Origin of the sequence: Vreelandella halophila (assembly GCF_019903425.1) — a bacterium.
GTDB classification, from domain to species: domain Bacteria; phylum Pseudomonadota; class Gammaproteobacteria; order Pseudomonadales; family Oleiphilaceae; genus Halospina; species Halospina halophila.
This window is the reverse complement of record NZ_JACHUZ010000013.1, coordinates 1,507,395-1,525,586: the sequence shown is the minus strand read 5'-3', so window position 1 is coordinate 1,525,586 and position 18,192 is coordinate 1,507,395. Positions and strand designations below refer to the sequence as shown.

Below are 18,192 nucleotides of genomic sequence, written 5' to 3'. Positions count from 1 at the left end.
TCTAAGACATGACTGCTCAGGTGCGCGCCACAACCCTGTTACGGCCATTCGCCTTGCCCTGGTAGAGGGCCGCATCGGCTCGCTGCAAGGCCTGCTCGGGATGCTCATCCTGCTCGAGAAACACACTGATCCCGACAGTCAGCGTTATCCGTAAAGTCCCACGCTGGTCCAGAGCATACGACTGCTCCGCAATCTCACTTCGCAGGCGTTCAGCCAGCTCCCGCGCCTCAGCGATCTCGGTTCCCGGCAACAACAGACCGAACTCCTCCCCCCCGATACGACAGGGCACATCGCTCTCCCGCACGCCATCGGTCAGGGTTTGTGCTACGCGCTTGATCACGGCATCGCCCACACCATGGCCATAGGTGTCGTTGACGGCTTTGAAGTGATCAATATCCAGCATGATCACGGCCGTTGGAATGCCCCGCCGGTGAAACAGCTCATAGCTCCCCGTGAGCCTCTCCATGAATACCCGGCGGTTGTGGATATGGGTAAGTGGGTCTGTCAACGACAATTCCCGCAGGCGGGCTTCCTGTTCCTTCTGCTCGGTAATATCCCTGACGGTGCCAATGAAAAGCTGGTTATTACCATGGGGCGTGTAATCCCCACGCTCCTGGACCCATCGTACTGTGCCATCCGGTCGAATAATGCGGTGCTCCACATCAAACAGGCCGGCCTGCCTGGCCTGCGCTTCCCTGGCGTCGACAAGTGCCAGATCGTCCGGATGTACAAAGGCCCTGAACACATCCACAGAGGGCACAAATGTTTCGCTGCAAACTCCGAAAATCTCGAAGACTTTTTTCGACCAGTACAGATAGCCTGTCCCGGGGTTGGCTTTCCAGTATCCGAGATTGCCGATTTCCTGGGCTCTCTCGAGCGTCTGGACCAGCTCACGGTTGGCCTCCGACTCGGCGCGCAGGCTCTGCTCCAGATCCTTGTGTGAGGTGATGTCGAGGTGGGCCCCACTCACCCACTCGGGCAGGCCATCCGACGTCCAGCTGACCACCCGGCCGAAATCCCGGACCCAGATCAGGCGACCATCCCGATGGTACAAACGCACTTCGCAGTCATAGACAGAGGCTCGCCCTTCGAAATGCGCACTCAATGCCCGTTCCGACACAGGACGATCCTCGTCATTGAGAACATCCAGCCATGTCTCAATGGAGGTGGGCCCAAGCTCATCCAGTGTGTACCCCAGCATCCGGGCCCAATACTCATTGAACTCGGTCTCCCCGGTCTGCACATTCCAGATCCAGGTCCCAAGCTCAGCGACATCAATAATGGTTTCAAGTGCGGAAACCCGATCTCCAGAAGCCGGGGACTGCTCCATAGTTCACTCCAGTAGCCCGGATAAACCAATGCCCTTTAATGTACGCAAGCCACACAGCGATTAAAGTGTGGATAATACGTAACGTAGCATGATTACAAAATCGCAAATGCACATTTTTCAGCTGCGATCAGGAAACCGGTCGGGCAGAAAATCCATTTCAGCAAGGGGCAGAGCCCTGGAGAACAGGAATCCCTGAAGAAGATCGCATCCACGGGCGATGAGGTCGTCACGCTGTTGCTCGGTCTCAATCCCCTCTGCCACCACCTTCAGCCCCATGTGGTGGGCCATGGTGATGATGCCCTGGACGATCGCCATGTTGTCGGGATTGGTGAGGATATCGCGGATGAAGGAAATATCGAGCTTGACCTTGCTGGCAGGCAGATCCCGAAGGTAACGCAGGCTGGAGTAGCCGGTTCCGAAGTCGTCGATGGAGACACTGACGCCCAGCGCCTTGAGCTGCTTCATCAGCTCGATGGTCTCGCGGGCATCCTCCATCAATACGCCCTCGGTCACTTCCAGCTCCAGCAGATGGCCAGGCAGGCCGGTTTCCGCCAGAATACCTTCGACTTCTTCCACAAAATTGCGGCGGCGGAACTGCATGGTGGAAATGTTCACCGATGCAGGCACAACCCTGTAGCCCTCCCGCCAGCGCTTAATTCCGTCCTCGCAGGCACGCCTGAGCACCCAACGACCAACCTCGATGATCTGCCCGGTCTGCTCAGCCAACGGAATGAAGACACTGGGAGAGATCATGCCCCGTTCCGGATGATGCCACCGTACCAGTGCCTCCACCCCGTGCCATTCACCGGTTACAGCATCAACCAGTGGCTGATAGTGCAGTTCCAGTTCGTTCCGGTCCAGGGCCAGCCGTAGATCATGACGCAGCAGAATTTCATCCTGGGTAGCCGGGCGGCGCTCATCCTCGTACCAGTGCCAGGTGTTCATCCCCCGGCTCTTGGCCGCCTCCATGGCGATGTCGGCATGCTGGATCAGAATCGGCGCCTGTGCTCTCCCATCATCCAGAGCAAGCCCAGCGCTCGCACTCAGATGCAGCGCTCTTCCCTCCACCTCGAAGGGTCGGCTGAGAGCCTCAAGAATCTCGGAAGCCAGCCGCTCCACCTGCCCGGTACTGCCAGCATCCGGCAGCAGCAGAACAAATTCATCCGCCACAAGCCGCGAGAGAACAGTGTCAGTATCAATCAGCTCCTGGAGACGTTCTGCAACGCCCTGCAACAGCGTGTTGCCCATTCGGTGACCAAAGCCTTCATTGATCGGCTTGAAACCGTCCAGGTCCAGATACATCACGGCAACCAGCGCCCCGTTCTTCCGAGCCCCGCGCAGAGCGCCCAGCAGCCATTCCTCAAAGGCCACCCGGTTGAACAATCCAGTCACGACATCGTAGGTGGCATGATAGGCGATCTGGCGTTCCTGCTCCTTGCGGTCAGTGATGTCCCGACAGATACCGAACACGCCGACAATCTCACCATCCACAATCACAGGGAAGTTGGTCACTTCCAGATCATAAGGTTCACCGCTGGGGAAAATACCCCGCGTTTCATAGGTAAGCCGTCCCCCGGCCCATGCCTGCTCAAACGCTCTGAGGGTCAACTCCTGGAATTCAGGAGCCACAAACTCATTGAAATGATGCCCTTGGTACTGCTGCTGCGAGTAGCCGATAATGCGCGCAAAGGCCTCGTTACCACGCTGAAGATAGCCCTGAAGGTCAAATTCATAGACGCCATCCGGGTGATGTTCATAGAGGGACTGATAGCGCGCCGTCAGGTCCCGGTACCGGCGCAGATCCTGCTCCCTCACAATGGCCAGCGCTGCCAGGGCGGCTGCCTGCTGTAGATTGAAGAGATCCGCCTCTGAGGGGCTAGTGGGCTCGTGATAATAGGTGGCGAAAGTCCCCAGAAGCACATCGCCTTCCGAGGACTGGATGGGCACAGACCAGCAAGCTCTCAGCCCCTCGTCCAGTGCAACCGAACGGTATCCCTCCCAACGGAAATCCGTCTGGATATCGGGAGTCACTATCGTGGAACGGTGGTAGGCGGCACTACCGCAGGCCCCCACATCCGCACCCACGGGCACGTCACTCATGGCTTCGGTAAAACGGAGGGAGAAACGGTCATTGGGTACGAGACTGATGGTGCCGCGCTCACCGTCATAGCACATGAGCGACACCAGAGCGCCCGGCAGCATCTCCTCAGCAAAGCGCGTAATCTCGGTAAGGACCTCGTCCAGAGGTCTGTGCTCCGCAATCATTTCCTGGATTTTCTGCTGAGTCTGGAAAAGCGGCTGCTGCACGGTCATTGATTGGCTATCCAGGATTCTGTTCGTTGAGAATCATCGTACACGCCATAATCTGTAGCTGATAATTCTCAAGAGACAAGCTCCCAGACCACCACTCCACCATTAACGGCTTCAGCAATTGCGTTTGCCATGGCGTCGGGCCCTTACTTTTCCCGCCCCCTTCCGATTGCAGTATCCTTGAGGTGTGCCGCACTGATCTCCAACGCTGAGGTAATAAAACAACCGTGACAGGACTGCGACTGAATGCGGACATGGGCGAAAGCTTTGGTCCCTGGGCGATGGGCATGGACGAGTCCGTCATGCCCATGGTGGATCTGGCCAACGTGGCCTGCGGCTTCCATGCGTCTGACCAGGACCACATGCGGCGGACCGTTCAGCTGGCTGTTAACCATGGCGTCACCATCGGCGCCCACCCCGCTTACCCGGACCTGATGGGGTTCGGCCGGCGCTCCATGGCCTGTTCAGCGGATGAGATCGAAAACCTCGTGCTCTACCAGATCGGAGCCCTGAGTGCCTTCTGCCGTGCGGCCGGCACGGATGTGCGTTACGTCAAACCGCACGGGGCACTTTACAACGACATGATGAAAAACCACGACATCCTGGCCGCGGTCATGCGCGCGGTTAAAGCATTCGACCCGGGGCTGGCGCTCATGGTCCTGTCCACCCGTGACAACCATCCGGTCCGCTCCCTGGCCGCTGCCCATGGCATCCCCCTCTGGCTGGAAGCCTTTGCCGACCGCGTCTACGACGATGACGGCCACCTGCTCAGCCGGAGAGAACCGGGTGCCGTACACGGCAAACCTGAAGCCATCATCGAACAGGCGCGCCGGATCGCCCGGGGCGAGACACTCACCACCAGCGGCGGCGGAGCGCTGGTCCTGGAAGCCGACACCCTTTGCGTCCATGGCGACAACCCGGAGTCCATCGGCGCTATCCGCCGCATCCGCGATGCTATCCACCCGCCAGCGCCATGATGGGACCATGAACCCCGCTAACGCTTTTGATGCCACAAGTCAGCTGGAGTGGATCGAGCATCGAAAGGTCATGATCAGTGACCCTCTCCAGGCTGCTTTGGAACCCTGAACTCATTCGCCATATCCTGAAGCTCTCTAGCCAATTCGGCCTGTTCCGAGGAAACCCTGGATATCTCTTCGGAACCGTTCAGAGTCTGTATCGCTGACTCACTGATGGATTCCATACTCCCCGCAAGCTCGCGGGTCACGGTAACCTGCTCCTCGGAGGCGGTCGCGATCTGCGTGCTCATATCGTTGATGCGATTCACGTCACTGAGAATGTCCGCCAGCGTCTGCTCGAGGTCGGCAGCCTGCTCACGGGTCTGGTTGGCAAGCGCATGACTCTCCTTCACCGACCGGCTCGCATTGTCCGTTATCTCCTGGAAACCACTGATGATGCTCTCGATCTCAGTCGTGGACTCCTGCGTCTTTTTCGCAAGATTCCGCACCTCATCAGCCACCACTGCGAACCCTCGCCCATGCTCGCCCGCCCGGGCCGCCTCAATGGCCGCATTGAGCGCCAGCAGATTGGTTTGATCCGCCACCTGCCGTATCACCTCAATCATCTCGGTAATGGAGCCGCTGCGCTGCTCCAGCTCATTAATCACGGTGTTCACGTTCTCAACAGAACTGGCGAGGCTGGTAATCCGCTCGACACTGCTGCGCAATGCCTGCTCTCCACTCCGGCTCTTGTCCGTGGCATTGTTGGCAGCATCCGCCACTTGCTGAGTGTTCTGCGAAATCTCCTCCGAGGTGGAGGACATCTCCTCTGTCGAGGCCGCCACCTGTTCGATATTCTGCTGCTGATTCCTAACCTGGGTTGCATTCTGATCCGCCGTTGAACTGGTCTCTTCCGTGGCTGTCGCCAGCTGTACGCTGGCCTGGTCGATCCGGCGCAGGGCCTCCCCGAAGCGCCCGAAAAGGTCATTAATGGTGGCACTTATGGTTCCTATCTCGTCCTGCGTCTCCACCGGGATCTGGGTGCTCAGGTCCTTCTGTTCCATGGCAGAACGCAGCCCATTGACAAGACGCCCCACCTGACGGTTGATGCCCTGGGCGATCACCACAAACAGCAGGACAACCAGACCAATGGCCGCCAGTGTCACCGATGAAGTACTGATAAGCGCACCACGGGCATTGCCAAGAAGGGAGCTGGTGCGGCTGTCCACCTTCTCCAACAGGCCATCGCCAATGCCGTTGAGTGCCTCAATACGCCGCGTTGCGGTACGGAACCACTGCTCGGCACTGAGGCTCGAAATACCCGCTTCCCCCTTAAGGAGCTGGTTCCGAAGCCCGTCCATAGCAGCTTCTTCAGGGTTGTTCAGCTTCTCGGAAAGCGCACTGCGTTCGTCACTGCCAAGCCTCTCTCCTGCCTGCCGGAAAAGCGCCTCCTGTTTCCCGTGGAGACCCGCAATACGTGCGAACCCCGTTTGTTTGAAATCCCCTGAACGGATCATGCTGGCCCCGGCCGCACGCTCACGACCTGCCATCTCGCTCGCATTGGCCATTAGATAGTAGGCAGAGACCCAGCGTGTTATTCCCGGATCCGTCGCGCGTCGAACAATACGCCCAACACCATCCAGCAACCCCATGATGATGCCGGTGTAGGCTTGCGCTGATTCACCGGCCGTAATGCGCTGCGCATCAATGGAGGCTCGCTCCTGCGAAAGGCCATCCAGACGACGTGTGGTCTGATTGATACTGGCCCCGATCCGGTCCGGAAATTCATAGACAGCGCGCAGCTGACGGAGTGCCTCCTGATAGCTCTTGATTGCTTCATCCGTTCTTCGGCGCTGGGCTTTCATCGCATCAACTGCCTCCCCGGAATTCGCACCTGCGGCGAAGACTACCGCTGAACGCCCCCGCTCTCTCTGCAACTGCTCAACAACAGGCGCGCCCGCCTGGACAAGCTCAATCATGCTGCTCAACGCCTGAGCATCACGATAACTGCTGTAACTTTCCTGGATATTGAGTGCTGCAAACCAAAGGATCACAGCCAGCGCAGGACAGACCAGGGCAAGGAGTTTGCCCCGCATGGAAAGGCGGTTGAGGAGGTTCATTACAGAGGGGTCCGTGGCAGACAGTGTTAGTGGGCAGCTGTTGGCAGCTCATCTGCCCCCAATAATGCACAGGGATTAGAAGCAAGCAAGCTCTGGAACTTCGGAAAACCGAAACTGACAACCCAAGAGGTAGATCACGGGGGCGTGGACTTACTAGAAAGAGGGAATAAGGCTATCGCTTCAGGGGTAAACGCAACACATGGTCCTGTGACACAGAGACTCGGAAGGCCTGAAACAAAAAAAGGCAAACCAGTAAATAACTGATCTGCCTTTTTGGAATCTGGTAGCGGGGGCTGGATTCGAACCAACGACCTTCGGGTTATGAGCCCGACGAGCTACCTGACTGCTCCACCCCGCAACTGCTTTGTCACCGCTGGGCCTTGGCCCGTCGATGTGGTGCGTATCCTATGGAATCGCGCCCCGCCCGTCAAGGGCTTGGGGCGGATTTCCACTGAAAAGGCCAGCCCGGAGGCTGGCCTGGTTAGACAGACCTTTTACTAGGTTGGAGATGAAGTTGAGATAGAGCCCCTCTTTCGGAATGTTCAAAGACAGCTCAAGGGTTACAAGTCCCAGATCTTCAAATCCTGCCGTATTAGCAGTTACATTTCGTTACGCCTGAAACTCTATACCCCTTCCACGCTTACACTTTGGCCAAACCGGCATCCGTTTGTGTCAAAGAAGGCAGCCGCCACCACTCATTACCAATTCACTTGGTCACCGTTGCCTAATATCAATAACTTAAAACCTAAAAACACGCTATTGCACAAATGTTGTTCACTGTATGTTTCGTTAAATCAGGCATTTATGTGGCGCAAATCACACAGCGAATAAGGTTGTCATGCGGAGGCATCGCGGAAGGCGATGGACTGACGGCGGGAACCAGCCATGCTAGGCTTCAACGAAACGTTCATGCGGCCTGTACAGTACAACATAACGGGATGACGCACGGCCATGCCGGAAGCCTTCCAGCACTACCCTGATGACATTTCCCTCGAGTCCCTGCTCGAGCATGCCCGCCGCAATGAACGGATCGCCCGTAACCTGTTCGATATTGAGCGCGAAATCATGGGGTGCCAGGACTGCGCCGCCTTTGTGGACAGCCTGGTAGACCGGGTACGGGAACGCTTCGAGCTTGATGAGGTCTGGCTGGTGCTCACGGATGTGGAGGCCAACCAGCCACTGCACACCATGCTGGCGGAGGACGGCGCCCTGAGCCTGCTGGTCACGGCCCCGGCGGCGGATTACCTCCACCTGACCGGCGGCAGCCGCACGCCCCTGCTGATTCCGGATACCCGGGGATATCAGCACCTGATCCCGGCCGCTTGGCAGACCGATATCCGTTCAATGGCCATACTGCCGCTGGAAGTTGAGGATCGGCTCGCCGGAGGCCTGGTGCTGGGCACCCGCACAGCGGGGCGATACAGCCGCAACATGGACGCCTTTTTCCTGGAACAGCTGGCGGTGAAGGCCTCCATGGGTCTTGATTCAGCCGTGGCACGGGAGCAGCTGCGCCGCCTGGCTACCAGGGATGCCCTCACCGGGTTGCGCAACCGCCGCGAGATGGAGACGGTCCTTCAGAAGGAACTGAGCCGTTCGCGCCGGTATCAGATGCCACTGTCACTGCTGTTCATCGACTGCGACAACTTCAAGCGGATCAATGACGATTACGGCCATGAGTGCGGCGATGCGTATCTGTGCCACCTGGGCGAGTGCCTGCGTCGCCAGGTGCGCGAGGACGACAGCGTCTTCCGTTTTGCCGGGGATGAGTTCGTGGTGGTCCTGCCCAACCAGAGCGTACAGGCCGCTACTCACATCGGTGCCCGCCTTCAGGAGCGTGTAGCCAAAGAGCCCCTTCAATGGGAAGGTCACCGGATTCCGCTGTCCTTCAGCGTTGGCGTGGCGGGCAATGAGCAGCCCGGCCTTGAGGACTCCCGCGCCCTCCTGCGCTACGCCGACCAGCGACTCTACGAGCAGAAGCGCGAACGGTAGGCCCCGGGGGTCACCCCGGTCCACTTCTTGAAAGCCCGATGGAAAGTGGAGGTCTCCGTGAAGCCCGCGCGATGGGCGATCTCGTTGATGGCAAGCTGGTCCCGCGTGAGGTGCACGATGGCAATGTCCCGCCGCAGGTTGTCCTTGATCTCCTGGAACGAGGTATTCTCCGCCCGCAGGCGCCGGCGCAGGGTCTGGGGGCTGGTGTTGAGCTGCTGAGCGATAGTCTCGAAATCCGGTATGGGCTGGGTGAAGTCCCGCCCGATCAGGGCCCGGATACGGGCGGTGTAGCTGTTGCGGTCGTCCGGCCGGGCCATCAGGTCCGCGGGCGAGGTCATCAGGAAGTGGCGCATCTCCAGCTCATCCCGGATCACCGGTTCCTGCAGGTAACGCACCGGGAAGGCCAGGCCGGTCTGTGGCTGCTCGAACAACATCGGGGCATGGAAGATCCCCCGGTATTCATGGCTGTGGGCCGGCTCCGGGTAGTCAAAGCTGACCCGGGTCAACGGTATGCCCTGGCCAATGAGCCAGGAGCTGAGCCGGTGCCAGATCACCAACAGCGATTCCCGGAGAAAGTGGTGACTGTCTTCGCTGAACGGTGCTTCCGTCTCGAGCGTGATCAGGGCCTCTTTACCACGGATGCTCAACGGCATGGTGATGCCCGTCTCGAACAGACCGTAGAAGTGGCTGGCCCGGCGCAGCACGCAGTCCAGGTTGTCACAGTGGATCACCAGCTGGCACAGGGTCGCGAAGGTCCCGGGACGGCTGCGTGCCGGGGCGAACCCCATGAACTCATCCTTCATCGTGGCCCAGATCACCTGCATCAGCCGGGTGTACTGGTTACCGGTCACCCGCGCCTGTTCCTCCTCGATAAGTTCAGGCTCAATCCCGGCCTCGCGCATCATGGCATGAGTGTCATATCCCTGCCGCCTGGCGCCGGCCAGGGCTGCGGTTACAAAATGGGCGGAGACAGTGAGACGTGCCATGGGCGTCCGTGTCGGTGAGCGGATTGGTCAATGGATCTGAGCACCGGCGCCGGTGGACGCCTGTTCACAGGTGGGTATGGTAGAGCCATCCGCAAGAGAGGACAAAACCCTGATGACGGGACCGCTTACATCGCTCAAGGTACTCGACTTCTCCACCCTGCTTCCGGGCCCCTATGCCACCATGATGCTGGCGGACATGGGCGCGGAGGTCCTGCGGGTGGAATCACCGGACCGCATGGACCTCACACGCATGACGCCGCCCCATGACGGCGGCGTCTCCACCGCGCACGCCTACCTGAACCGCGGCAAGCGCAGCATGACGCTGAACCTCAAGGAGCCGGAGGCTGTGGCCTGGGTGAAGGAGCGGATTCACGAGTACGATGTGCTGGTGGAGCAGTTCCGGCCCGGCGTAATGGCACGTTTCGGGCTGGATTACGAGAGCCTCAAGGCGATCAACCCGGGGCTGGTTTACTGCAGCATCACCGGCTATGGCCAGAGCGGCCCGTACCGCGACCGGGCCGGGCATGACATCAACTATCTGGCGCTCTCCGGTGTAGCCAGTTACAGCGGTCGTGCAGAAACCGGACCACCGCCTCTGGGCATCCAGGTGGCGGATGTGGCCGGGGGCTCCCATCACGCCGTCATGGGCATACTCGCGGCAGTGACCCATCAACGCCAGACCGGTGAGGGCCAGCACGTGGACATCAGCATGACGGATGCCGCCTTCGCTATGAACGCCATGGCAGGCGCGGCCTGCCTGGCCGCCGGCGAGAAACCGGAGCCGGAGGGCGGCATGCTCAACGGCGGTGCCTTCTACGACTACTACCAGACGGCGGACGGACGCTGGCTCTCTGTCGGCAGCCTGGAGCCACCGTTCGCGAAGCAGCTGTTCAGTGTGATCGGCCTGCCGGAACTGGCCGCCAAGGGGCTGAGCCCGAAACCCGAGGACCAGAAAACGCTCAAGAGCGCACTACGGGACGCCATTGGCGGAAAAACGCTGGCGGAATGGCAGGAGATCTTCAGCGAGCAGGATGCCTGTGTGGAGCCGGTCCTGACCCTGAGCGAGGCCACCGAGCACCCCCAGATCCAGGCCCGGCACATGGTGATCGAGGTGGACCGCGGTGACGGCACCACCCAGAAGCAGATCGGCCACCCGCTGAAGTTCAGCGCCACGCCCTGCGAGAGCGCCTTCATCGGGCGATCGTTGGGCGCGGATAACCCCGGCCAATAACCTGCCCGGGAACTGATCGCGAGCGAGGCTCGCTCCTACGGGGCCACATTTTACTGTAGGAGCTTGCCTCGCAAGCGATTACCGATGCCGACTCAGACGCCTTTCAGGGTCGCCATGTCGATCACGTACCGGTACTTCACTTCGCCCTTCTTCACTTTCTCGTACGCCTCGTTGATGTTCTGCATATCAAGCATCTCGATGTCGCAGCGCACATCATGCTCGGCACAGAAGTCCAGCACTTCCTGGGTCTCCGGCATGCCACCGATCAGGGAGCCGGCCAGCACACGGCGCTTGAACACCAGGTTGCCGGCATTGAGGGCCGGATCCACAGGTTCCAGAAGGCCCACCAGGATGTGCGTGCCGTCGTACTTGAGGCAGTTCAGGTAGGGGTTGAGGTCGTGCTGCACGGGAACCGTATCCAGCATGAAATCGAAGCTCTCGGCCGCATCCGCCATCTGCTGGTCATCCGTGGAAATGACCACATGATGGGCACCCTGCTTCTTCGCTTCGGCCACCTTGCTGTCGGAGCGGGTGAAGATGGTGACTTCGGCGCCCAGTGCCCGGGCGAACTTCACGCCCATGTGGCCAAGGCCACCCATGCCAATCACGCCTACCTTATGGCCGGCTTTAACGCCGTAATGGCGCAGCGGTGAATAGGTGGTGATGCCGGCGCACAGCAGCGGCGCGGCGTGGGCCATTTCCAGCTTTTCCGGAATGCTGACCACAAAGCGCTCGCTCACGACCACTTTCTCGGAGTAGCCACCGAAGGTGACGGAGCCATCATGGCGGTCCTCGCCATTGTAGGTGGGCGTCATGCCATCAAGGCAGTACTGCTCCAGGCCGTCCTTACAGGCCTCACATTCACGGCAGGAGTCCACCATGCAGCCCACACCCACGCGGTCCCCCACGGAGTAACCCTTGACCTGGTCACCAACGGCCGTGACGCGACCGACAATCTCGTGCCCGGGCACCAGCGGGTACTGAGTGATGCCCCAGTCGTTCTGGGCAAAATGAATGTCCGTGTGACAGACCCCACAATAGTCGATTTCGATGGCAACGTCGTCCGCACGAAGCTCGCGGCGATCGATGCCATGGGGTGCAAGACCGGAGTCCGGTGCCGTGGCGGCGTAGGCTTTGGTATTGGCCATAACTATCGTTCCTCGCTCTGAATTAGTGTGATATCAATCACGCGCCGATGGTGCGCCTCACCTTTACGGCCCGTCAAACCCTTGCTGCCTGCACGACGGAGCTTTGCCCGCCATTAGATGAACGCTTGCAGGGCAAGCTCCTACAGGGTGACCTCTGCTTCAACTCTGTAGGAGCGAACCTTGCTCGCGATATCTCCCTGACCGCTTGCGGGGCAGGCGCCTACAGGTGACAATCGCGGCTTTGTCCAAGTGAGTACGCTGCCCATGGGCGAACAGGATCATCAGGGCCCGCGCGCCGTAGTCGAGCACGCCGGAACCACCTTCACCATTGTGGGCACGGCCCATGTGTCGAAAGCGTCAGCGGATGAGGTCTCGGAGCTGATCCGCTCCGGCGACTACGATGCCGTGGCGCTGGAGCTGTGCGATTCCCGCTACCAGAACCTGGCCGATCCGGACCGGATGGCGAAGATGGACCTGTTCGAGGTACTGCGTAACGGCCAGGCGGGCATGGTAGCGGCGCACCTGGCCATGGGCGCCTTCCAGCAGCGAGTGGCGGAGCAGTCCGGCATCGAGCCGGGCGCCGAGATGAAGGCGGCCCTGCGCGAGGCCCAGGCTGCTGAACTGCCCGTGACCATGATCGATCGCGACATCGGCACCACCCTGCGCCGGGTCTGGCGCGGCGTTTCCTGGTGGCAGCGTATGCAGCTGGGCAGCGGCCTTTTCGCCAGCCTGCTCACGCGCGAGACCGTCAGCCCCGAAAGCATTGAACAGCTCAAGGAAGGCGATGTCCTGGAATCCACCTTTGCCGAGTTTGCGGAGCAGTCCGAGCAGCTTTACCGGCCGCTGATTTCCGAGCGCGACCGTTATATGGCCCTGAGACTGATGGAATCCATGGCCGGCAAGGGGTATGACAACGTGCTTGTGGTCATCGGCGCCGGTCATCTTAAGGGGTTGAGCGGCCACCTTGAGGGCGAACCCGCAGCCGATCCGGTGTCAGAGCGCGAGAGCCTTGAGCAGGTGCCACCCAGCGGGCGCTTCCTGCGCTACCTGCCCTGGGCGGTGGCAGCCCTGGTGATTGCCGGTTTCGTGATCGGGTTCAGCCGGGATACAGCACTGGGTGTAAAGCTCGTTTCAGAGTGGTTCCTGATTAATGGCGCGCTCTCGGCGCTGGGTTCCGCCATTGCCCTGGCCCACCCGCTGACCATTGTGGCGACCTTCCTGGCGGCCCCGCTGACCTCGCTCAACCCGACGATTGGCGCGGGTTTTGTGGCAGCGGGCGTGGAGCTTCTGCTGCGCCGGCCCAAGGTTGAGGATTTCTCGAACCTGCGCCATGACGTGATCGAGGTCCGGGGCTGGTGGCGCAACCGGGTGTCGCGCACCCTGCTGATCTTCATCCTCTCTTCGGTGGGGTCGGCGGCCGGCACCTACATCGCCGGCTTCCGGATCTTCGATCAGCTGGTGGGCGGCTGAGCGCCTTCGTCAGAGCTTGCTGACGGGTGAGAAGGAGCGTCGGTGCACCGGGCTGGCACCCTGGGCATGCAGTGCTTCGATGTGGACCTTGGTGGGGTAGCCCTTGTGCCCGGCCAGGCCGTACCCCGGGTACTGCTGGTCCAGCGCCACCATTTCCCGGTCCCGACTAACCTTGGCCAGGATGCTGGCCGCCGCAATGGCATCCACACGGCCATCGCCCTTCACCACCGGCAATGACGGCCACTGCCAGTCCGGACAGCGGTGGCCATCCACTAGCACGTATTCGGCCGCCGGCGCCAGGGCCGCCACCGCCCGTTCCATGGCCAGCATGGTGGCCCCGTGGATGTTAAGCTCGTCGATCTCCGCCACCTCGCAGCGCCCCAGCGCCCAGCTCAGGGCCCGCTCCTGGATCACGCCGAAAAGGGCCTCGCGCTTGCGCTCGCTGAGCTTCTTGGAATCCCTGAGTCCTTCCACTGGGTTGTCCGGGTCCAGGATCACAGCCGCGGTGACCACCGGGCCCGCCAGCGGCCCACGGCCCACCTCGTCCACACCCGCCAGATACAGACCTTCATAGGGTACGGTCACGTCATCCAGGATCATGCGTCCTCCAGGTCCTCGGGAAGGGGGTCACCACGGATCAGTGCAGCCACGGACTCGGCAGCACGGTCGCTGGCGTTGCGCCGGAGCTGATTGTGGATCTCCGAAAAAATGGCGCGTTCGTGCTCAATGGTCTCGGGCGCGGTCAGCCGGGTTTTCAGTGCCGCGCCCAGGGCCCCGGCGGTGGCATCCTCCTGCAGGAATTCTGGCACCACCGGTTCCGGGGCCAGCAGGTTGGGAAGCGCCACATGGTCCACATAGACGAGGCGTGAGGCGATCCAGAAGGTCAGCGCGTTCACCCGGTAGGCCACCACCATCGGTCGCTTGAGCAAGGCCGCTTCCAGGGTCGCCGTGCCGGAGGCCAGCAGTACGGCATCAGCGGCCGTCATGACGGTGCGTGACTGGCCGTCCACCAGACGCAGGTCCAGCGCCTGCCAGGCCTCACTGCCCTGAATCATCGCCTGGATCTGTTCACGGCGCTGACGGTTGATACAGGGGATCACGAAAGTGGGCACTGGCGTCATGGCGTCGGCCAGCCATGCAGCGGTTTCCAGGAAGAGCGGGCCCAAGCCCCCCACCTCACTGCCCCGGCTGCCCGGCAGCAACGCCACCATCTGCCCGGATTCGGGCAGGTCCAGTTCCTTCCGGGCCACCTTGCGGTCCGGTTCATCGGGAATCTGGTCAGCCATCGGGTGACCCACAAACCGCACCGGGATGCCATAGTCCCGATAGACACTGGCCTCGAACGGCAGAAGCGTCAGCATCAGGTCCACCGATTTCGCGATGCCCTTGAGACGCCCGCGCCGCCAGGCCCAGACGGAGGGACTCACGTAATGCACCGTGGGAATTCCAGCCTCACGCACCTGGCGTTCAAGGCCCAGGGTAAAGTCCGGCGAGTCGATGCCGATGAGCGCGGCAGGCCGATTGTTAAGACAGTACTCACGCACCCGGGCACGGACATCGAACAGCTCCCGGATACGCCCGAGCACTTCCACCAGCCCCATCACAGAAAGACGCTCCATGGGCACGATGGACTGGAGACCCGCGGCCATCATCCGCTCACCGCCGATACCCACAAAGCGGGCATGAGGGAAGTGGCGTTTAAGGCTGAGGATGAGGTCCGCGCCCAGAAGGTCTCCCGAGACCTCGCCCGCCACCAGCACAATGACCGGGCCGGGTGCGGGGGCTGAGCCCCGGGAAAGCAGCGATTCCATGGCCAATCAGCGGACGATGCCGCGTTCCGCCCGCCGCAGGGTGCTGGCAAAAAGGGCGACCTCGTCGCTATCCTCAAACTCCTGCTCCAGGCGCTCAATCGCCTGCTGCAGCGTGAGGCCCTCACGGTAGACAATGCGGTAGGCGCGGCGAAGATGATGCAGAGCGTCCTTGCTGAAGCCACGACGCTTGAGGCCTTCGATGTTCAGCCCGTGAGCGCCGGCGGACTGACCACCGGCCATAACAAAGGCGGGCACATCCTTGAGTACGATGCTGCCCCCGGCCGTCATGGCATGGGCACCCAGGTGGCAGAACTGGTGCACCATGGTGCCGCCGCCGAGAATGGCGTGGTCGTCCACGTCCACGTGGCCGGCCAGGGTGGCACAGTTGGCCAGGATAGTATTGCTGCCGATCACGCAGTCATGGGCCACATGAACATAGGCCATGAGCAGGTTGTTGCTGCCGATCCGTGTCTCGCCCCGATCCTGAATGGTGCCGCGGTGCACAGTGCAGCTCTCGCGGATGATGTTGCCGTCACCGATCACCAGAGTGGTGGGCTCACCGCCGTACTTCAGGTCCTGACATTCCTCACCGACACTGGCGAACTGGAAGATACGGTTGCGGGCGCCGATACGGGTGGGGCCACTGATGACCACATGGGACCGCACCTCGGTATCATCACCGATCTCCACATCGGGCCCGATCCAGGTCCATGGGCCCACGGTAACGCCTTCCCCAAGTCGGGCTCCGGGATCGACAATGGCTAGGGGATGCACTCCCGGATGAGCATCGCCCGTCATCAGATCGGCCCCTCGGCGGTCGTGATTTCGCCGGCGCAGGCCAGCTGATCACCGACCCAGGCCTTGCAGTCGAACTTCCAGATGTTGTGCTTGTCGGCCACCAGCGTGGCCTCCAGCGACAGCTGATCTCCAGGCACCACCTGGCGCTTGAAGCGGACCTTATTGCAACCGGCGAAGTAGTGGGTGAAACCATCCGCCGGTGAACGCCCAACCGTCACAAAACCAAGCACACCAGAGAGCTGCGCCATGGATTCGACGATCATGACCCCCGGCATGATGGGTTTGGTGGGGAAGTGCCCCTCGAAGTAATGTTCGTTGACGGAGACGTTCTTGATGCCGGCTATGTACTCACCGGCGCGCACCTCGGTAACCCGATCCACCATCAGGAAGGGGTATCGGTGCGGAAGGTACTGCTTGATGTCTTCAATCTGCATGCGCCACAGCCTCGACGTCATTCACTGAGTTTTTTTTCAATCTGGCGCAGGCGCTGAGCCATATCGTCGAGCTGACGAAACCGGACCACACTGCGACGCCAGTCACGATTGGGCTCTACCCCTGTCCCTGAGGAATACAGCCCCGCTTTCTTGAGGCTGCGGGTAACCATGGTCATACCGGTCAGCTGCACGCCATCGGCAATGGTCAGGTGGCCACCGATTCCCGATGCCCCTCCGAAAACGCAGTGCCGCCCGATGCGCGTACTGCCCGAGATGCCGACCAGGGCCGCCATGGCGGAGTGGTCGCCGATCTCCACATTGTGGGCCACCTGCACGAGGTTATCGATCTTCACACCGTTGCCAATGACGGTATCGTCCAGGGCTCCACGATCAATGGAGGTATTGGCGCCCACGTCCACGTCGTCTCCGATTTGGACGCCGCCAATCTGGGCAATACGCTCCCAGTTACTGCCGCTGTGCGCGTACCCGAAGCCATCACTGCCAATCACGGCGCCGCCGCTGATGCGGCAGCGCTCGCCAATGGTGACGCCGTGGTGAAGCGTTACGTTCGCTGCCAGCACGGTATCCGCACCCACGCGTGACCCCGCACCCACAACACTGTTCGGCCCTACCCGTACCCTTTCGCCAACCTCTGCGTTCTGATCAATCACCGCGCCCGGTCCAATCCAAGCGGATTCGGAAACGGTGGCGCTTTCCGCCACGGACGCGGAGGGATGAATGCCCGCCTCGCGTACGGGCTCAGGATTGAAAAAGTGGCTCAACCGCGCAAAACACCCATAGGGGTCTTCCGTCACCAACGTATTGGTCGGGCACTGGTCAGCTTCAACCGGCCGAACGAGAACCGCGCCAGCCCGGGTTGTACCGAGCTGACGCGTGTACTTGTCGTTAGCCAGGAAACTGATGTCATCCGCGCCAGCACTGGCCAGAGTCGCCAGACCGGTGATCCGTTTGCTGCCGTCCCCACGGAGTTCTGCGCCCAACAGGTCAGCCAGTTCGGAAAGGGTTCGTTCCACGCTGTGCATCCACACTCCCGCCGCAGATCAGCGCCGCTCAATTACTGTTTGTGTCACCGTCACCGGCCTGCTCATTGAGCAGCTCGATCATCTCATCGGTCAGATCCATATCCGGCTTGGCGTAGATGACAGCCTCCGCCGGAATGACGATGTCCAGGTCATGCTCTTCCAGCAGCGTTTCCATGGCTGAGTCCACCGCCGGCCGGGATTGCTGAAGAAACTGCTGCTGGCGCTGGTTCACGGCCTGCTGAAAGCGCGCACGGCGCTGCTGGTATTCCTGGACCTTTTGCTCAAACTGGGATTGCAGGTCTGAGCGCTCGGATTCATTCATCATGGCGCCATCGCTTTCCAGGCGCTCCTGCATCTCCGTGGCTTCCGACTCGAGCTGGCTGATGGCCTGCTGTTCCTCTTTCAGCTGGCCCTGAATAACATCGCCGAATTCAGCCCCTGCATCCGAGGAGAACACCGCCTCACGCAGATTGATTACGCCAATGCGCTCCTGTGCCAGGGTCGGCACTGACGCTGTCAGCATCAGTAGAGCCGCAGCGACTGTCAGCGTCCGTCTCATGGATCGC

Annotated in this window: 15 protein-coding genes and 1 tRNA gene; 4 read left to right on the top strand and 12 right to left on the bottom strand. The window is 60.9% G+C overall.

The features are described 5' to 3' along the window. Positions 1-16 precede the first annotated feature (16 nt). Both H4I92_RS11335 and H4I92_RS11330 read right to left on the bottom strand, forming a co-directional pair. Positions 17-1,330 (bottom strand): sensor domain-containing diguanylate cyclase, encoded by a 1,314-nt coding sequence (locus H4I92_RS11335; protein WP_077530701.1) that lies wholly within the window; start codon positions 1,328-1,330, stop codon positions 17-19. A 117-nt stretch (positions 1,331-1,447) separates the two neighbouring features. Next, a complete protein-coding gene (locus tag H4I92_RS11330) occupies positions 1,448-3,643 on the bottom strand; it encodes a putative bifunctional diguanylate cyclase/phosphodiesterase (RefSeq protein WP_077530700.1) in 2,196 nt (731 codons plus the stop codon). A 224-nt stretch (positions 3,644-3,867) separates the two neighbouring features. Here H4I92_RS11330 and H4I92_RS11325 point away from each other — a divergent pair, with 224 nt between their 5' ends. Then, the gene (locus tag H4I92_RS11325) at positions 3,868-4,617 is read left to right on the top strand and encodes a 5-oxoprolinase subunit PxpA (RefSeq protein ID WP_143512669.1); all 750 of its coding nucleotides are present in this window, start codon (positions 3,868-3,870) and stop codon (positions 4,615-4,617) included. Between the two features lie 74 nt (positions 4,618-4,691). Here the strand turns inward: H4I92_RS11325 and H4I92_RS11320 are convergent, their stop codons facing one another. Both H4I92_RS11320 and H4I92_RS11315 read right to left on the bottom strand, forming a co-directional pair. Next, positions 4,692-6,716: a methyl-accepting chemotaxis protein gene (locus H4I92_RS11320; protein WP_077530698.1), complete on the bottom strand. Its 2,025-nt coding sequence runs from the start codon at positions 6,714-6,716 to the stop codon at positions 4,692-4,694. Between the two features lie 281 nt (positions 6,717-6,997). Then, a tRNA-Met gene (locus H4I92_RS11315) sits at positions 6,998-7,074 on the bottom strand. A gap of 593 nt (positions 7,075-7,667) precedes the next feature. Here H4I92_RS11315 and H4I92_RS11310 point away from each other — a divergent pair. Next, a complete protein-coding gene (locus tag H4I92_RS11310) occupies positions 7,668-8,705 on the top strand; it encodes a GGDEF domain-containing protein (protein ID WP_077530697.1) in 1,038 nt (345 codons plus the stop codon). On the opposite strand, the gene H4I92_RS11305 is transcribed toward H4I92_RS11310, so the two are convergent. After that, complete coding sequence (locus tag H4I92_RS11305; protein WP_077530696.1) at positions 8,681-9,691, bottom strand: AraC family transcriptional regulator; 1,011 nt, start codon at positions 9,689-9,691, stop codon at positions 8,681-8,683. The two genes, H4I92_RS11310 and H4I92_RS11305, sit on opposite strands and share 25 nt — an antisense overlap. 112 nt (positions 9,692-9,803) lie before the next feature. On the opposite strand from H4I92_RS11305, the gene H4I92_RS11300 reads away from it, so the two are divergent. Continuing rightward, complete coding sequence (locus H4I92_RS11300; RefSeq protein WP_077530695.1) at positions 9,804-10,922, top strand: CaiB/BaiF CoA transferase family protein; 1,119 nt, start codon at positions 9,804-9,806, stop codon at positions 10,920-10,922. 92 nt (positions 10,923-11,014) lie between these two features. On the opposite strand, the gene H4I92_RS11295 is transcribed toward H4I92_RS11300, so the two are convergent. Next, positions 11,015-12,070: an NAD(P)-dependent alcohol dehydrogenase gene (locus H4I92_RS11295; protein ID WP_077530694.1), complete on the bottom strand. Its 1,056-nt coding sequence runs from the start codon at positions 12,068-12,070 to the stop codon at positions 11,015-11,017. A gap of 264 nt (positions 12,071-12,334) precedes the next feature. Between H4I92_RS11295 and H4I92_RS11290 the strand changes: the two genes are divergently transcribed. After that, positions 12,335-13,540, top strand: a complete 1,206-nt coding sequence (locus H4I92_RS11290) for a TraB/GumN family protein (RefSeq protein WP_077530693.1) — start codon at positions 12,335-12,337, stop codon at positions 13,538-13,540. A 9-nt stretch (positions 13,541-13,549) separates the two neighbouring features. Here the strand turns inward: H4I92_RS11290 and rnhB are convergent, their stop codons facing one another. From rnhB to H4I92_RS11260, 6 genes are read right to left on the bottom strand one after another with little or no spacing between them, the layout of a single operon-like run. Further along, complete coding sequence (gene rnhB, locus H4I92_RS11285) at positions 13,550-14,140, bottom strand: ribonuclease HII (RefSeq protein ID WP_077530692.1); 591 nt, start codon at positions 14,138-14,140, stop codon at positions 13,550-13,552. After that, positions 14,137-15,351 (bottom strand): lipid-A-disaccharide synthase, encoded by a 1,215-nt coding sequence (gene lpxB, locus H4I92_RS11280; protein WP_077530691.1) that lies wholly within the window; start codon positions 15,349-15,351, stop codon positions 14,137-14,139. Before lpxB ends, rnhB begins: the two co-directional genes overlap by 4 nt. A gap of 6 nt (positions 15,352-15,357) precedes the next feature. Beyond that, positions 15,358-16,149 (bottom strand): acyl-ACP--UDP-N-acetylglucosamine O-acyltransferase, encoded by a 792-nt coding sequence (gene lpxA / locus H4I92_RS11275; RefSeq protein WP_077530690.1) that lies wholly within the window; start codon positions 16,147-16,149, stop codon positions 15,358-15,360. After that, positions 16,149-16,583, bottom strand: coding sequence for a 3-hydroxyacyl-ACP dehydratase FabZ (fabZ, locus tag H4I92_RS11270; RefSeq protein ID WP_077530689.1), 435 nt, complete (start codon positions 16,581-16,583; stop codon positions 16,149-16,151). Before fabZ ends, lpxA begins: the two co-directional genes overlap by 1 nt. A 17-nt stretch (positions 16,584-16,600) precedes the next feature. Further along, complete coding sequence (lpxD, locus tag H4I92_RS11265) at positions 16,601-17,626, bottom strand: UDP-3-O-(3-hydroxymyristoyl)glucosamine N-acyltransferase (RefSeq protein ID WP_077530688.1); 1,026 nt, start codon at positions 17,624-17,626, stop codon at positions 16,601-16,603. Positions 17,627-17,654: 28 nt separating this feature from the next. Then, on the bottom strand, positions 17,655-18,185 hold the full coding sequence (locus H4I92_RS11260) for an OmpH/Skp family outer membrane protein (RefSeq protein ID WP_179105692.1): 531 nt from the start codon (positions 18,183-18,185) through the stop codon (positions 17,655-17,657). Positions 18,186-18,192 lie beyond the last annotated feature (7 nt).

Coding starts and splice junctions, on each gene's coding strand:
- H4I92_RS11335 (WP_077530701.1), bottom strand. CDS start 1,330: ATGGAGCAGTCCCCGGCTTCTGGAGATCGGGTTTCCGCACTTGAAACC.
- H4I92_RS11330 (WP_077530700.1), bottom strand. CDS start 3,643: ATGACCGTGCAGCAGCCGCTTTTCCAGACTCAGCAGAAAATCCAGGAA.
- H4I92_RS11320 (WP_077530698.1), bottom strand. CDS start 6,716: ATGAACCTCCTCAACCGCCTTTCCATGCGGGGCAAACTCCTTGCCCTG.
- H4I92_RS11310 (WP_077530697.1), top strand. CDS start 7,668: ATGCCGGAAGCCTTCCAGCACTACCCTGATGACATTTCCCTCGAGTCC.
- H4I92_RS11305 (WP_077530696.1), bottom strand. CDS start 9,691: ATGGCACGTCTCACTGTCTCCGCCCATTTTGTAACCGCAGCCCTGGCC.
- H4I92_RS11300 (WP_077530695.1), top strand. CDS start 9,804: ATGACGGGACCGCTTACATCGCTCAAGGTACTCGACTTCTCCACCCTG.
- H4I92_RS11295 (WP_077530694.1), bottom strand. CDS start 12,070: ATGGCCAATACCAAAGCCTACGCCGCCACGGCACCGGACTCCGGTCTT.
- H4I92_RS11290 (WP_077530693.1), top strand. CDS start 12,335: ATGGGCGAACAGGATCATCAGGGCCCGCGCGCCGTAGTCGAGCACGCC.
- rnhB (WP_077530692.1), bottom strand. CDS start 14,140: ATGATCCTGGATGACGTGACCGTACCCTATGAAGGTCTGTATCTGGCG.
- lpxB (WP_077530691.1), bottom strand. CDS start 15,351: ATGGAATCGCTGCTTTCCCGGGGCTCAGCCCCCGCACCCGGCCCGGTC.
- lpxA (WP_077530690.1), bottom strand. CDS start 16,149: ATGACGGGCGATGCTCATCCGGGAGTGCATCCCCTAGCCATTGTCGAT.
- fabZ (WP_077530689.1), bottom strand. CDS start 16,583: ATGCAGATTGAAGACATCAAGCAGTACCTTCCGCACCGATACCCCTTC.
- lpxD (WP_077530688.1), bottom strand. CDS start 17,626: ATGCACAGCGTGGAACGAACCCTTTCCGAACTGGCTGACCTGTTGGGC.
- H4I92_RS11260 (WP_179105692.1), bottom strand. CDS start 18,185: ATGAGACGGACGCTGACAGTCGCTGCGGCTCTACTGATGCTGACAGCG.